The organism is Shewanella sairae (genome assembly GCF_023283535.1).
GTDB lineage: Bacteria > Pseudomonadota > Gammaproteobacteria > Enterobacterales > Shewanellaceae > Shewanella > Shewanella sairae.
The window spans coordinates 1-13,748 of the sequence record NZ_JAKILT010000082.1 but is presented as its reverse complement, the minus strand read 5'-3'; the positions used below and the strand labels follow the sequence as shown (position 1 = coordinate 13,748).

General features: G+C 41.3%; 10 protein-coding genes. 2 read left to right on the top strand and 8 right to left on the bottom strand.

From position 1 onward, the window contains the following. Window positions 1-134 precede the first annotated feature (134 nt). The 5 genes from L2748_RS21715 to L2748_RS21695 all read right to left on the bottom strand — a co-directional run bounded on the left by L2748_RS21715 (window position 135) and on the right by L2748_RS21695 (window position 6,315). Complete coding sequence (locus L2748_RS21715; protein WP_220783345.1) at window positions 135-1,502, bottom strand: tetratricopeptide repeat protein; 1,368 nt, start codon at window positions 1,500-1,502, stop codon at window positions 135-137. Window positions 1,503-1,593: 91 nt separating this feature from the next. Next, window positions 1,594-2,055, bottom strand: coding sequence for a DUF4365 domain-containing protein (locus L2748_RS21710; RefSeq protein WP_220783346.1), 462 nt, complete (start codon window positions 2,053-2,055; stop codon window positions 1,594-1,596). A 161-nt stretch (window positions 2,056-2,216) separates the two neighbouring features. Continuing rightward, a complete protein-coding gene (locus L2748_RS21705) occupies window positions 2,217-2,915 on the bottom strand; it encodes a hypothetical protein (protein WP_220783347.1) in 699 nt (232 codons plus the stop codon). Window positions 2,916-3,565: 650 nt separating this feature from the next. Beyond that, window positions 3,566-4,084 carry a TlpA family protein disulfide reductase gene (locus L2748_RS21700; RefSeq protein WP_220783348.1) on the bottom strand — a complete coding sequence of 173 codons (519 nt, stop codon included), beginning with the start codon at window positions 4,082-4,084 and terminating at the stop codon, window positions 3,566-3,568. Between the two features lie 47 nt (window positions 4,085-4,131). After that, the gene (locus tag L2748_RS21695; protein WP_220783349.1) at window positions 4,132-6,315 is read right to left on the bottom strand and encodes a TonB-dependent receptor plug domain-containing protein; all 2,184 of its coding nucleotides are present in this window, start codon (window positions 6,313-6,315) and stop codon (window positions 4,132-4,134) included. Between the two features lie 909 nt (window positions 6,316-7,224). Here L2748_RS21695 and L2748_RS21690 point away from each other — a divergent pair. Beyond that, window positions 7,225-7,668 carry a hypothetical protein gene (locus tag L2748_RS21690; RefSeq protein WP_220783305.1) on the top strand — a complete coding sequence of 148 codons (444 nt, stop codon included), beginning with the start codon at window positions 7,225-7,227 and terminating at the stop codon, window positions 7,666-7,668. 130 nt (window positions 7,669-7,798) lie between these two features. Here L2748_RS21690 and L2748_RS21685 read toward each other — a convergent pair whose 3' ends face one another. From L2748_RS21685 to L2748_RS21675, 3 genes are all read right to left on the bottom strand, one after another. Further along, window positions 7,799-8,272 carry a hypothetical protein gene (locus L2748_RS21685; protein ID WP_220783304.1) on the bottom strand — a complete coding sequence of 158 codons (474 nt, stop codon included), beginning with the start codon at window positions 8,270-8,272 and terminating at the stop codon, window positions 7,799-7,801. A gap of 325 nt (window positions 8,273-8,597) precedes the next feature. Continuing rightward, window positions 8,598-10,754 carry a S46 family peptidase gene (locus L2748_RS21680; RefSeq protein ID WP_220783303.1) on the bottom strand — a complete coding sequence of 719 codons (2,157 nt, stop codon included), beginning with the start codon at window positions 10,752-10,754 and terminating at the stop codon, window positions 8,598-8,600. Window positions 10,755-11,048: 294 nt separating this feature from the next. Further along, window positions 11,049-12,248, bottom strand: a complete 1,200-nt coding sequence (locus tag L2748_RS21675) for an amino acid permease (RefSeq protein ID WP_220783302.1) — start codon at window positions 12,246-12,248, stop codon at window positions 11,049-11,051. Window positions 12,249-12,938: 690 nt separating this feature from the next. Between L2748_RS21675 and L2748_RS21670 the strand changes: the two genes are divergently transcribed. Beyond that, window positions 12,939-13,493, top strand: a complete 555-nt coding sequence (locus tag L2748_RS21670) for a TMEM165/GDT1 family protein (protein ID WP_220783301.1) — start codon at window positions 12,939-12,941, stop codon at window positions 13,491-13,493. The last annotated feature ends 255 nt before the right edge of the window (window positions 13,494-13,748 follow it).

Genomic DNA, 13,748 nt, shown 5'->3' with positions numbered 1-13,748 from the left:
GAATTAGGTGTTCTAAATGAACCGCCCTGTGCGGAGCCGCATGCAGGGTGGTGTGGGGGCTGGAGGCTAGATACCTCCGGCTACCCGATTATATTGGTGAATTATATTGATACTTTTAATCCAAGTCATGAGGTCTACAATTCAACTACTTCTTGAGAGTTACTATCACCAAATCTTAATTTAAACCTTTTTCTACGCCGTTCATCATTATAATCTTCACAAGCCATTATGACGTCTAAAGACATCTCATTTAGCTTGGAGTTTGCATTATCATCTAATGTCTCAAAAAAATCATTTATTGCTTCGTTTCCAAACTTAGTGCTAACCACCAGAATAATGTGATGCATAATTACGCTACTTTTTGCTCTCATTGAACACTGTAAAGACCTCATCCATGACTCCTTGTGGCTTTCGTCTGAGAATGCAGATAGTAAAAAACACACTGTCGCGCCATCAAAATCACTCCGCTCAGCAAGTTTTGTTGCAATGAAAAACCAGCAATCCGGACACATAGCATTAGTCTTTAGTAAATAGTTGGCCGCATCTTCTTCTGTGCAATCAACTATAAACTCCGAGCCAGAAGTAGGGCCAATAACTTGAGACTCAACACCCAGCTCATTGACAATTTGTTCTAGACACCAATATTTTAAGCACCATTCTGGATCTCCACTCTCTGATGCCGAAAGCGCTAACTCGAATTCAGCTAAAGCTCTTTTAAAAAAACCGCTATACATCAAGCTGTCAGCGAATAGTCCTCTAGCCTCATTAGAAGAGTCATCACTTAGCGCACTTTCATATAGTTTTGACGAAATACGATATTTTCCAATTCCAAAAAACAGGCCAGCTAACTCTCTTTTCCAATAGAAACGAAGCTTATAGTCTGGATTTGATTTGGCAGCAAAAATATACTGTTTTATAGCGTTCCTATTTTCACCTCTTGCAGCTAGATGGTTTCCCAAGTTGTAATGAAAAACAGAAGCCAAACCTAGATCAATACCTTTAACTTCATCTATTATGGATAAAAATGTTGATTCAACTTTAGAGTAGTCATCAGGAGTGCATAATTGAGCTACCATTCCCATAATCAATTGAATAGTGTTTACAGTTTCATTGCTTAGTAATCCTCCATCCGTAGAAAGTGAAAGAAGGTAATCCAAGGCGTCACTAATTTTGTTTGTAGCCGCCTTTACAGCAACGTAACTCGTGAGTGTCAGTTCAAATGTGCCAGAGCTAGAAGTAGGTAGAAATAAATCAAACAGCCTCTCGGATTCACTATTATGCCTCAGCTTAAAAAGAAGGATCGCAAGGTGTACGTTTATATTCGCAACTATAGTATTGAGGTCGTCATTGTTTCTTGGTGGAGTAAAGCTCCCTCTTAAGCTAGCGACACCCGCCAGCGATATATGGTACTCATCATCAAACAACTCAAAATATATTGGGTTGGTCGACCTTTCTGAGGAAATTTTGAAAGTGAATATGCCACTAGTTTTACCTGAGCTCATTAGCCTTGTAACAAATCGAGCAGTATATTTAGATAAGGCTGAGTCGTTTGATGTAATAACTTCAATCTCTATAGGCTTTCGGAGAGGGTGTTTATTGAATAAAAAATAAGCTTCTTAATTCATGAGAGATTATTTCTAGCTTTTCATCATTCCAGTGATGTTGACTCTGAAATAACATGCAAAAACTTTTCTCGGATATTTTGTCCTTATTTGGGTTTAGGCTGTGAAACCAGCGAACATATATATCATCACTTTCAGCCATATACCTTACTATCAAAATAGGCTGTTCTAGTTGTTGATAATAGTTGAGCTTCTCAATCCCCATTCTTAGTTTAGAGGCTTTATCGATACGTTTTTCATCGGTTGCTTTAAGCTGAACTAGGAATTTTTTTCCTGTTGTGTAGCCATCACTATCAAATATTTCGACCTCACCATCTATGCCATAATCATGTGTTGGAGTCCTGTAAACCCATTCAATAGGCAAAAGTGATTTAAACTTATCAATCGAAAGCTCTTCTAGTTGATGTGTTCTTGAACGCTTAGGTAACTTCATTTAACCATCTTTATTAAAATAAATATTGTCAACCTCCGTTATGAACAGCGGCAACATCCTATTGTCATATAACGCCGCCAACAACGGTGAAGTAGTTGCCAGGGCTTGTTGCGAGTTTGTAAAAAACGCAACAACTGACGTAATTTGCTTGCTTAGGTTTGTTATAAGTCTTTTGGCACGAACTTTATAGGCGAATTGATTAGTGATTCAGTATCAGCAACTGAAGCTATATCCGATAAGCAACCAATATATAGAGAAAGCGCCCCCTTGTCGGCTTGTTTTAAGGCCAACCGCCACTCATATTGCCATTTAAATTCACTAAACTTATTAAAGATATCGAGCTGATTATGATGATCACTTCTTTCTACATAAGTGACTTTTCTTGCCACAACACTATCTGCGCCGAAATTGTAAATAACAACAGAGCTATCGAGTGCTTCCTGAACTCTTCGCCAAAATTCAGTGATATTCTTGCCGCTAATTATGACAGTTTTGTTGCCAAAGCCTTTGAATCTCTTTGACAAGAAGAGCCCTTCAGGCCCTGCGTCTAGAATATCTTGATCACTAATGATTGCCATACTATAGATGTTTGTTTCATCTTGATGATTATCACGTAGATCTATTTTTCCTACAGCGTCAGTAATTTCCCGACCATTGATAGTCAAAACCACTTCTGAAGGCAACCAACTAGCAGCCAGCCCCTCATACGAATCCCCCCTTAGAGCAGGGTCTTCATCTTCATACTCTCGGAAAAATTGCACATTATTCATGAATAAAAGTCCCTCATTAATAAAGCTATCGACATATTGCTCGTCCATAAACTTTAAGAGAACTCTATTTCTTGATGAAGGTAATGGCATTCTTGGCTCCATTTAGGCTAATAATATTTAACGAACTTTATTTAAGCCTTACTAAACTAAAGCTATTGATTTATATGAATTCTACCAGAGTGGCACTGAATAAACGATCACGGAAAATTGAAAGTAAGCATTGATATTGATGTTTTATCGAAAGTAATCAGTAACAGTCATTTATCGATTAGTAAAAGTAGGTCTACAGGCTTGTTACTTAATCTGTGAGATTAACGCCTGAAACTGATAAAGGGGCAAAAATGAGTTACAAAACTCACAGAAAACACCATTTTCCCCTTCGGAGTTGCCGAAGTACGTTGAAGAAATAGTCGTGATGCCCACACGGACGTGGGCATAGCTTTCGCGGGGCAGGATGCCCCATCGGAAGCGTTAGACTATTTCGAATAAGTATGAGGATCAACAACTTCGTTAGGGGCGTCATGGTGGATGCAAGGAGGATAAGGACGAGCAGTCCTCCTTGCCCGGGTGTGGGATGGAATCCCACGACGTTGGTCAGGCGCAGCCTGATAGGTGGCATAGCCACGACTTTAATTGTTAGACGAAGTCTAACTTGATGACGTTTATCAAGCGCAGCTTGATTGTTTGAAGGTCAGGCGCAGCCTGATAAATCAAAAATGTAATCAACCTTCATTCCAAGGTTAACCCACATCGACCAAACAGCTACCCCCAAGCACTTTGGGCAACAACTCTTGTAGTTGAGCATCTTTAACATAACCTCTAAGGTAACTCACCAAATTACCCTGCTCATCGAGCAGCAAGGTTATCGGTGTGGCCGGTAACTGCCCAACCTGTTGCATCATAGTGGGGCCAGCCTCAAACCCGTCGAAGTCTAGATGCATCTTCCATAATGTCTTTTTCAAACTTGAACGGTCTGCGTTAGCGCCCATGGCTACAATGTTGACCTTGTTATCGCACTGAGCTAACAAACGATTAAACGCCTTGCCTTGCTTAAAACACCAAGGGCACTCTGGCTCAAAAAACATCATTAAACTCGGCTTACCTTTTAAGTGGTCAAGGGTACTCACTTGACCACTTTTTAAATTAGCATGCTCAAACCCCAGCAGCTCTCGCGCTTGTGATTTGGGAGTAATAACCACAAGCCCTAGTAGTAACAGCGCTAGCTGTAGACCTATCGATTTGCTGCTGGGGTTGAACATAGTAAACCTCGTTAATCGTGCCAATTAATCCAGACTTTTAACCCTAATTAGAAGGTTGCTTTAAAGCCTGCATAGACTTCGCGGCCACGCAATGGTCCCCAGATGTAGGCCACATCGTAACCCCCGCTGGCATCAAAGAATAACGGCGTTTCGCCTTCATTCACTTGGGTGTAATCAAACAGGTTGTTTACCCCTGCGTAGAAGTCGATATTGTCAGTCACGGCTTTCGTTACTTTCAGATCAAGTGTCCAGTAAGATGGCGCATCAGTTGATTTCTTAGAGCTTTGGATCACCGCTCCAGAGCTGTCTACTTGGTTATATCCTTCATAGCCGTATTCACTCAAATCACGGCCGCCAATCCATACTAGATTGGCAAAAATGTCCCAACCATGAATTAAGTAATCGGCATTTAACGTCACACGCTCTTCTACTGGTGCTAAAGAGTAAGAGGATTTAAAGGCATCATCATAAAAGAAGCCTTCAGCAGTAAAGTTTAGGGTTAAGTCGTCAGTAACATCATAACCAAGGGCAATATCGGCGGTAGTAACCGAGGCCTTTTCATCAAGCTGGCTGAGTAACGGCACGCCATTATCTGTCTCGCTTAACATGGCAAGGTTTTCAACTTCAGTCCAAGCCAGTGACGTAGTCATTGTTAACGCATCACCACTGTAGCTTAAGGCATAAGTGGCTGAGTTTGAACGTTCAAGCTCTTCAATATCGATTTCAAAACCCAATTCGGCATCTAGTACGCCATGGTCTGTTTCAAAAAAAGATAACGGCGCACGATAACCGCGACCTGCCGATAAACGTGAGGTCCATTCATCGCTATGGTTGTAACGAATATCAACACGTGGGGCTAGAATCGACTGGTCAATTTCAACGCCATCTTTTTTCGGGTCAATAAAGTCTGCTTTAACATGGTCGTAGCGTAATGCCATGGCAATCTCTAGTTCGTCAGTTGCTTGCCATGTGTCTTGCAGATAGAAACCTAGCATGTCGTAATCAAATGAATCTGATACGTAGTCTTGATGTCCCTCACCGCTTGAGCGTGAGCGCATCTCTTCACTGCGGTTATCAACACCAAAGGTTAATAGGTGTGAATCATTTAGGTAGTAATTAAAGCGTGCATCTAAATACAGCATGGTGTCTTCAGCGTAGTACTTAAACCCTTCATAGAAAGAGTCTTGAGTATGGTCTGAGTAACTGGCAGATAGGGTCATGTTGAGATCGTCATTTAGCTCACGTAGCCAACTTAACGATAACTCATCACGCTGAGTATGGATCCACTCAGCGGTTTCCCACGCTTTACCGACAAAGTCGTTGCGCACGTCGTTACCAGCAAACAAGGTATCAGAGTCGACACCATCGTAACTCGCTAATATGCCGCCAGCGCTGGTTGCAGTGCCATCGGCATATTCTTTACCTAGCATTGGGCCACCAAATATCTCTGAGTCGACATTTGAATAACGCACAATGATGTTGTCTTTATCGGTTAAATCGTGTGACAGGCGCATCGTTAAGGTGCGATTGTCTTGCGACGGTGCTTCGTTAACTAAGTTGTTATCTTCATCTACCTGATCACGGCTATCAAACTGGCCAATCAGTGTTACTCGCGTCGCGCCATCATCACTAATACCTGTACCCAATAAACCAATTTTTTTATTGCCGTTCTCACCGACAGATACATCAACCGTCGCCCCATTTTCTTGGGCAGTCTTAGTGATAATATTGATGGTACCGCCAATAGACTCTGGCGCAATCAACGATGCCCCTGCTCCGCGAGCCACTTCAATGCGGTCAAGTCCAGTTGTTGGAATCGCATCAACCGCATAATAGCCAGCAATCATGGCATGCACAGGTAAGCCATCAACCAGTATCGTTGTTTGCTCGCCACGTAAACCATTAAGCATAATTCGCTTAACACCACACATAGAGCACTCATTAGACACCCTAACGCCTGGGGTATTATTAATTGCTTCAGTTAGATTAGCCGCATTCTTATTGTCCATAAGCTCTGAGCTAATGACTTCTGTTTTCATGATGCTGTCAGACAGTACACCAGACTTCTCTAGCCTTTGCCTTACCCCACGCACTTCAATCTTTTCTATTGGCTGCACAGCAGCGCTTTGCTCATTAGTGCTTTGCTTTATTTCTTTTTTGGTATGTGCAATAGCGTATGAAGATTGTGTCGCAAGTAACACAGCTAGAGCTATTGAGGTCTTTTTAAACATTCGTCAATCTCTTATTACTTAATATCGTTTTAATAACTTACTTTACTAACAGTAAGAATGAGGTCGACGAAACAGTAATAATAATAATTATCATTAGCAACGCATTTAATTAAGCAATAGCAATTGATTTACAAATATCCGCCGTTGATCACAAAAAGCTTGAGTCGAGACTAAATTAGACTGAAGAGTATTAACATTTAGCTGTTTGAATTTACTAATGCGTAAAACTGAAACAGTAAATGCTTCCCTAAAATAAAATAGTCTGTAGTGCAAGCAATGAGTCATTAAAACCGAAAATAAAACAAAACTTTTAAGATTCAACAGCTAACCCAGAAAGATGGGTTCGATATTAAAACTAATAAGGGAGACGCCTTTACTATTAAGGCTGGCTAATATTGAAAGTTGCTAAAAAGAGATAAACGGCTCACTAAGTTTATTAGCAGATCATTATTTATATAATGAAGGTGTTAGATTTATAAAAAACAAATATAGAAACACTTATTAAACCTTATGTTAATAAATCTTAAGTTAATAAATCTTAAGTTAATAAATCTTAAGTTATTAAATAAACATTGATTAAACCATCACTAGTTTGTGCCTAACCAATTGTATTGAACTGTTTTAATTAAAATTATTAATCTAATAAAAAGCATCTCGCCCTCTCTGATAGCACATAAGGCGTGAATAGGTTCACAGGTGACGTGATTGCATGAGCTTAGCGAGCGCTGGCTGAAGCAACCTACCTAGTGCGCTAAACAATTCAAAATGGAACAATAGATAGACTTGTCGACATGGGTGCCCCCCTCCATGTAGCATAGTAATACCAAGCGCTATAAATAGAATTTTTATGCCGATTGACACGGCTAGGCTGTATCAATCATAAAACACATTAAAACAAGGAGATGTAAAATGAATGGAGCAGGCGGAACGTCTGGAGGAGTAGGCCAATTTTTTATTGGTTTAGTGATGATGTGTGGTGGCTTTTATCTATTACTCAATAGCATTTCAGTTTCATCGAGTTTTGGACTAGGCTCCCGCCTTTATGGCTTTTCAGCCATGGGTTCTAGCTTTGGTATTACGGGAGGAATGATAATGATCCCGTTTATGTTCGGCATTGGTTTGGTATTTTTTAACAGTAAAAACATCATTGGCTGGATTTTATCTCTCGGCTCAATTACCGCTCTCATTTTTGGTGTAATTTCATCAATCAAATTTGGTTTTAAAACAATGACAGCCTTTGAGTTAATTACCATTCTAGTACTTGCAATCGGTGGTTTGGGGCTATTTTTGCGTTCTTTAAAATCGATGGACAAGAGCGCTCATATCACCAAAAAGCAAAATATTAGCGATTAGAAAAGATGTTAACTACGGTAAGTTGCCGCTTAAATAACAGCTGCAGATAAAAATACAAAAGCTAGCATAAATTAATAACAGAAATCTTAACTTAGTGGGGCTTACAACAAGCCCCACTATAGACGAAAGCCTAACTCGCGCTCTCTATCGGGTTGCCATTCGGTGTTAAGGAGTTTTGTTTATTTAGGTCTTCAGGCAGATCGTTAATGCAGTAGTTAATATAATAAACCGTAAACAATAGTGTATAAAACCAGTTCAGCTCTAAGTTTAGATTATGCTTTTCTAGCGCATATTCTTGCAGAGCAGATTTAGCTTTAAATCCCCAAATAATATATAAAATGCTACCGACTAAAGATATTAAGGAACCAATCAAAGCTAGCAGCGGGTCAAGGTCTGCACTAAACACGCCCCCCAAACCTATGAAAGCTGCAATCCAAATAATAAAGTTATTATCGGTTATTTGTTTACCTGTCTCTTCACTAATAATTGGCGCATTTCGATAAAGCCATAAAAGTGGAAAAATTCCCGCCGTTGCAATGGTTAACAATACTAGGTTAACCGTTTTAGTATTAATTTTATCTTTAAGCGCATTAATCTCTGACATCACTAAATCCTTTTACTCTTATCCGCAGTCTATTAGGTAAAAATGACTGTAAACTCATTCCATTGTGTAAAAAGCACCCATCTACTTAATGACAAGTACCTGTAAATCTACTCTCTCCTGTACAACTATCCCCCTTATATTTAGCTATCACTTAGCAAAATACACATCCTTTACATACAGTAGCTTACACTACAGCGATATAAATTAACATGAACATAACCTGCTCAAAAAAGACTAAGCAAAGATCAAAAAAGCCGAAACACTTTCATGTTTCGGCTTTAACATGCAAAAGACCAAGTTCACCTTGGCCTATATGACTAGTTGATTAATCAACGATTTCCATTTCTTCTAATAGGTTATCGGCATTATCAAGATACTTCATTACCCATAGCATATAACGGCTATCCACTTGGATAGAACGGTTAGTCTGTGGATCGTAACCCCAATCACCAATAATACTCTCGTAGACACCGTCAAATAGCAGACCCACTAGCTCGGCGCGACCATTTAAGGTAGGTGAACCAGAGTTACCACCCGTGGTATCAAGGGTTGATAGGAAGTTAACCGGCACAGAGTCGAGTGATTTCACGTAATAATCACCGTATTGCTTGTTAGCGATAAGCTCTAACTGCTTCTCTGGTGCATTGAACGGCTCAACACCTGTGTCTTTTGCCAATATGCCTTCTAGGCGAGTAAACGGCACAGCTTTAAGGCCATCTTCTGGTGAGTAACCTTTCACATGACCTACTGTGACACGTAAGCTTGAGTTAGCGTCAGCATAAACTGGCTTACCTTGTTCACGGTTATAGGCAATGATGGCATCCATATACTGTGGACGCACCTTCATCAAATCACCTGCTAACTGTTTTTCAGCCTTTTCACGCTTCATGCGCTCGTCATAAGTCGCCACTGCGTACTGAATAAATGGGTCTTTTGACTTTTTAAACTCAGCAACTGACTTATCCATCCACGCTAGGCGGGTGTCTTTGTCAGACAATTTAGTGTTGGCGTACATCTTATCTAACGTCTTGTTAAACTTAGCCATGTCGAACTTGTTGCCGATACCAAAGGCTTTATCGAACGCAGGTAAACGCTGATCTTTTGGTAGTGCAGCGTAACGGCTAATTAAGTCTGCCAGTATGGCTTTATCAACACTTGCCGCATAACGGCGTTCAATACGCTCCATACCTGAAGTAAAGCGAGTCATATCGCGGTCTTGATAGCCAGGCTCACGCTGCATATCTGGTAGTGCTTTTTCATTAGCTAGACGATACAAGCGGTTAGCAGTGCTCATCATGGTGCTATAGCCCATGTAACTTAGCAGTAAGTCGCGCTCTTGGCCTTGCTGGCCTTTGGCAATTAACTTATCAAGCTCGGCTAACACTTTACCGTATTGCTGTTTACGCTTGCTGTCAGCTTTGATCCAGTTTGCTAGGTCTTGCTCTAGGCCTTTACGATCATCAAGCATGGTTGATTTACCGTAAAACTCGATCATCGAAGTAAAGTTTTTGGCATAGTTTGCTAGGCCTGCAATTGAGCTTTCATACTTAATACGCTCATCGCTACCTTCTGGCGCTGTGTCTTTGATGATCTCGATAATGCGCTCACGCAAGATCTTACCTTCTGGATACGCCCACTCAAACTGGTTTTCAACTTCGTTAGCAGTGCGGTAGCGGTTAGTACGGCCTGGGTAGCCGGCAACCATCACAAAGTCGCCTTCGCTGACGCCTTTAGCCGATACTTTCAAGAAGCTTTTTGGCTCGTATGGCACGTTGTCTTCGCTATAATCTGCTGGCTTACCATCTTTTGATACGTAAGCGCGGTAGAAAGCATAATCACCGGTGTGACGTGGCCACATCCAGTTATCGACATCGCCACCGTACTTACCTACGCTCAATGCTGGAGTGTAAGTTAAGCGTACATCGCGAATTTCTAATTGCTTAACAAGGTAATACTCAAGACCACCGTGGAAGCTATAAACCTTACAGCGGTAACCGTCTTCTTTTTCACATTCAGCAACTAGACTCTTTTCCTGTTGTTCAATGCCCTTGTAAAACGCATTACCTGTCGCGCCATCAAGGCCATTTTTAACCTTGTCAGTAACATCAACAACGCTTTCAGTCACATACACACGTGAGCCCGGCGTTGCAGGTAGCTCATCGCTAAAGGTCTTAGCTAAAAAGCCATCACGTAGTAAGTTATTTTCTGGAGTAGAGTTGTATTGAATTGAGCCATAAGCACAGTGATGATTAGTCACCACTAAGCCCTTTGGCGATACAAATGATGCAGTACAGCCACCTAGGCTAATTACTGCATTCATCGGGAATTCGGTCAGTTTTGAAATTGAGTTAGCGTCAATTTCTAATCCCTTTGCTTTCAGCTCATCTGCCATAGCAGGAAGCTGATGGGGCTGCCACATACCTTCGTCAGCTATAGCGCCAAAAGAAGTCGCGATAGCTGCTGTTAAAAGCCATTTTTTCATTGTAATAAGTCCATTTTTTATCTCTTATTAAATAGTTTTATTAAGAGTATTTTTTAGAATTTTTGTTGATTGCTTGTTCTTCACCGCAGCTTAAAAGCCTAGGCTTGTACTGATTGGTATTACATCAGATTATGAGAATCTATTTGGAGGCTTAAAACAAAAAAGCCGAGCCAATATTTTCATATTAGTGCTCGACTTTATCACATGAGTCGCAGGGAACAACAGTCTATGAATTACTCTCTTACAAAGCTGTTATCAACCACTGCTATTGCTGTTTTACACTGACATTATCAATTACAGTGCTACCCATAGCTGGGCAAGAATAATGGTTAAACCCGCAAGAGCGGCTAAACCTAGCGCTGTATTACCACCACAAACTTGGTAACCACCTAAGTTCTGCTTACGCTGGCGAAGCGCCATCGCAATCGGCAGGAAGATAATCATCACCACCAATGGAATAGCGGCATAACCTAGCACTTTGTAGAAACCGTCTGGGTAGTACAGTGCACAAAGTAATGGCGGTACAAAGGTTAATAACCAAGTTTGCGCACGACCAAGGGCGTTTTCTTTAGCGCGAGTCAGTTCGGCAATATAGTCAAACAAGCTCATGGTCACACCTAGGAATGAAGTCACCAATGCCAGGTTAGCGAACAGATCGATAAACTGCTGCAAAATTGATGATTCAGCCACGCCTTGTAGCGCTGAAACTAACTGAGGTAAAGAGCCATCGAAAGCATAAACGGTTTTGCCGCCTAAGGTACCTAAGGTCACCATTAACCACAGGATATAGCAAACAAGTGGGATGGTTGAGCCAATAATTAGTACTTTACGCAGCGACATAGCGTCGCCATCTAAGTAGCGCACAATTGTTGCGATACAGACATGAAAACCAAATGAAGTGAATACAATTGGGATTGCCGCTAACCAAAGGTTAGTTAGATCTTGCCCTGCCACTAAGCCTTCTGTTGAGTCTTTCATCATTAGGCTCATATCGACTTCAGGCAGCAGGTAAGCTACCACAATCACTAACAGCGCAATCATCGAAGTGAACAGTACGCGCGACACTTTATCAATCCAGCGCACACCTACGGCAATCAAGCCACCAAAGATCGCAGTAAAGATGAGTACCGCAATTTGGTTGTCCATCTCCATACCAACAAGGTCCATCTTTGATTCAAGCAGCGACGAGCCACCCATTAGATAAACCATGGTTAATGCGAACAGTAAACTTAAGAAAGATGCACCTTGAAACAGTTGACCAACACGACCTAAAGTCTTACCGGTAATCGAGTGCATATTAAGCCCGACACCAGTACGCAGATTGATTTCAAGCATCAAGAGTGAGGTGTAAATTGATACGCCCCAAATAGCGATAAGTAATAGTAGTGCGGGAATGGTGCCTAATGAAGCTGTTGCTAAAGGCAAAGCCAACATACCGCCACCAATTGCTGTACCAGCAACGATGGCAATTGAGCCAAGTATTTTTGAGTTCACAAAATTGTCCTGTTAAATTTTATAATTTATTTTTGTAGGTCAGATTTAGAACGACTTTGAGGGAGAGAATTTTGCAAGTTAACAATATCAATAACTGCCCCCAATCGAATCTGGTCATCATCGACCTTGAAGATTCCAATTGGCCCCAACGGCTAGTTAAATAAAACGTGTATTCACCTTATCAACTTAGCCACTGAGGCTGGATAAATCGTGGAAAATACTGAGTGAATTGCTTCATTACGGCTCTTTCTCTAAAAAATGACTGTCACGACATTAACAGCAGTATTCCCTGCGGGCAAGCCCTCTAGAGCACTTAAAATCAACTCGGCACGACTCGTTAACATAGGCGTAAAGTTTAAGCGACAGCTACGTTACTTAGTCCTAAATTACCAATTAATTTATTGCACTCTTTGGCTTTAGCGTTGAAAAAAACAGCGCAGTCGTTATAATGCCGCCTCTCGCTTCGGGGGAGTAGCTATCAGTAACATGACAACACAATAGACTATACATTGTGCCTGTTATCAACTGAGTATGTATCAACATAATTGGCCACATGCCATGGTACATACAGCAGATCAAAATATCGATTTTGATCTTGCCCAGCAAGACCTGAGCACCGCACCTCTTAAATTTGGGGAAGAGCTGCCGTGCTTAGTTATTGCTAATAAGTCCCCATTACAGGATTAACTCTTGGAAGCACTGCTCGCCTCAACCTTTACCGTAGCCATTGCCGAAATCGGCGACAAAACTCAATTATTAGCGCTGATTTTAGCTGCGCGCTTTAAAAACAAAACAGCCATTGTGCTGGGCATTTCCTTGTCAACATTGATTAACCATTTTGCCGCCGCTTGGTTAGGGCAATGGGCAATATCTTGGATCAGTCCTGAACTTGGGCGTTACTTAGTCGCCGCATCTTTCTTTGTTATCGCATTATGGGTGTTAATCCCAGATAAAGTTGATGCTGAAGAAAGCCGCTTTTATGCCATGGGACCATTTTTAGCTACTTTTGTTTTGTTCTTTATTGCAGAGATGGGCGATAAAACCCAGATAGCCACTATGGTGCTATCGGCTAAGTATGATGCCTTGGCGATGGTAGTACTTGGAACGACACTGGGCATGTTAATCGCCAATGTGCCAGTTGTTATTGCTGGTCACTTTAGTGCTGAAAAGCTACCAATGCTCTGGATCCACCGCGGCTGCGCAGTATTGTTTGCACTGCTAGGTGTTGCGACCTTAGTTTTTTAGGTAAAACAAAGGTTTTTCTTTTAAAGAAGTAGCCCTCAGTTGAATAGCGGAAACAGCTTTGTAGGTCGGCATTTATGCCGTCAAATTTAGCGATAAAACCATGAACCTGATGGGCTAAAGCCCAATCTAATAGAGGGCTTGAGTATTTAGGCGCTTGCATGAGAATTTGGTTAAATAGCTGAGCCAATCAATTCGTGCTAAAGGCTAACAACACACATTGTAGGTCGGCATTTATGCCGTCAAATTTAGCGATAA

What these genes read in the sequence shown, in the direction of transcription:
- L2748_RS21680 (WP_220783303.1), bottom strand. Translation starts at nt 10,754, where the DNA reads ATGAAAAAATGGCTTTTAACAGCAGCTATCGCGACTTCTTTTGGCGCT.
- L2748_RS21690 (WP_220783305.1), top strand. Translation starts at nt 7,225, where the DNA reads ATGAATGGAGCAGGCGGAACGTCTGGAGGAGTAGGCCAATTTTTTATT.
- L2748_RS21700 (WP_220783348.1), bottom strand. Translation starts at nt 4,084, where the DNA reads ATGTTCAACCCCAGCAGCAAATCGATAGGTCTACAGCTAGCGCTGTTA.
- L2748_RS21695 (WP_220783349.1), bottom strand. Translation starts at nt 6,315, where the DNA reads ATGTTTAAAAAGACCTCAATAGCTCTAGCTGTGTTACTTGCGACACAA.
- L2748_RS21715 (WP_220783345.1), bottom strand. Translation starts at nt 1,502, where the DNA reads ATGAGCTCAGGTAAAACTAGTGGCATATTCACTTTCAAAATTTCCTCA.
- L2748_RS21710 (WP_220783346.1), bottom strand. Translation starts at nt 2,055, where the DNA reads ATGAAGTTACCTAAGCGTTCAAGAACACATCAACTAGAAGAGCTTTCG.
- L2748_RS21685 (WP_220783304.1), bottom strand. Translation starts at nt 8,272, where the DNA reads ATGTCAGAGATTAATGCGCTTAAAGATAAAATTAATACTAAAACGGTT.
- L2748_RS21705 (WP_220783347.1), bottom strand. Translation starts at nt 2,915, where the DNA reads ATGCCATTACCTTCATCAAGAAATAGAGTTCTCTTAAAGTTTATGGAC.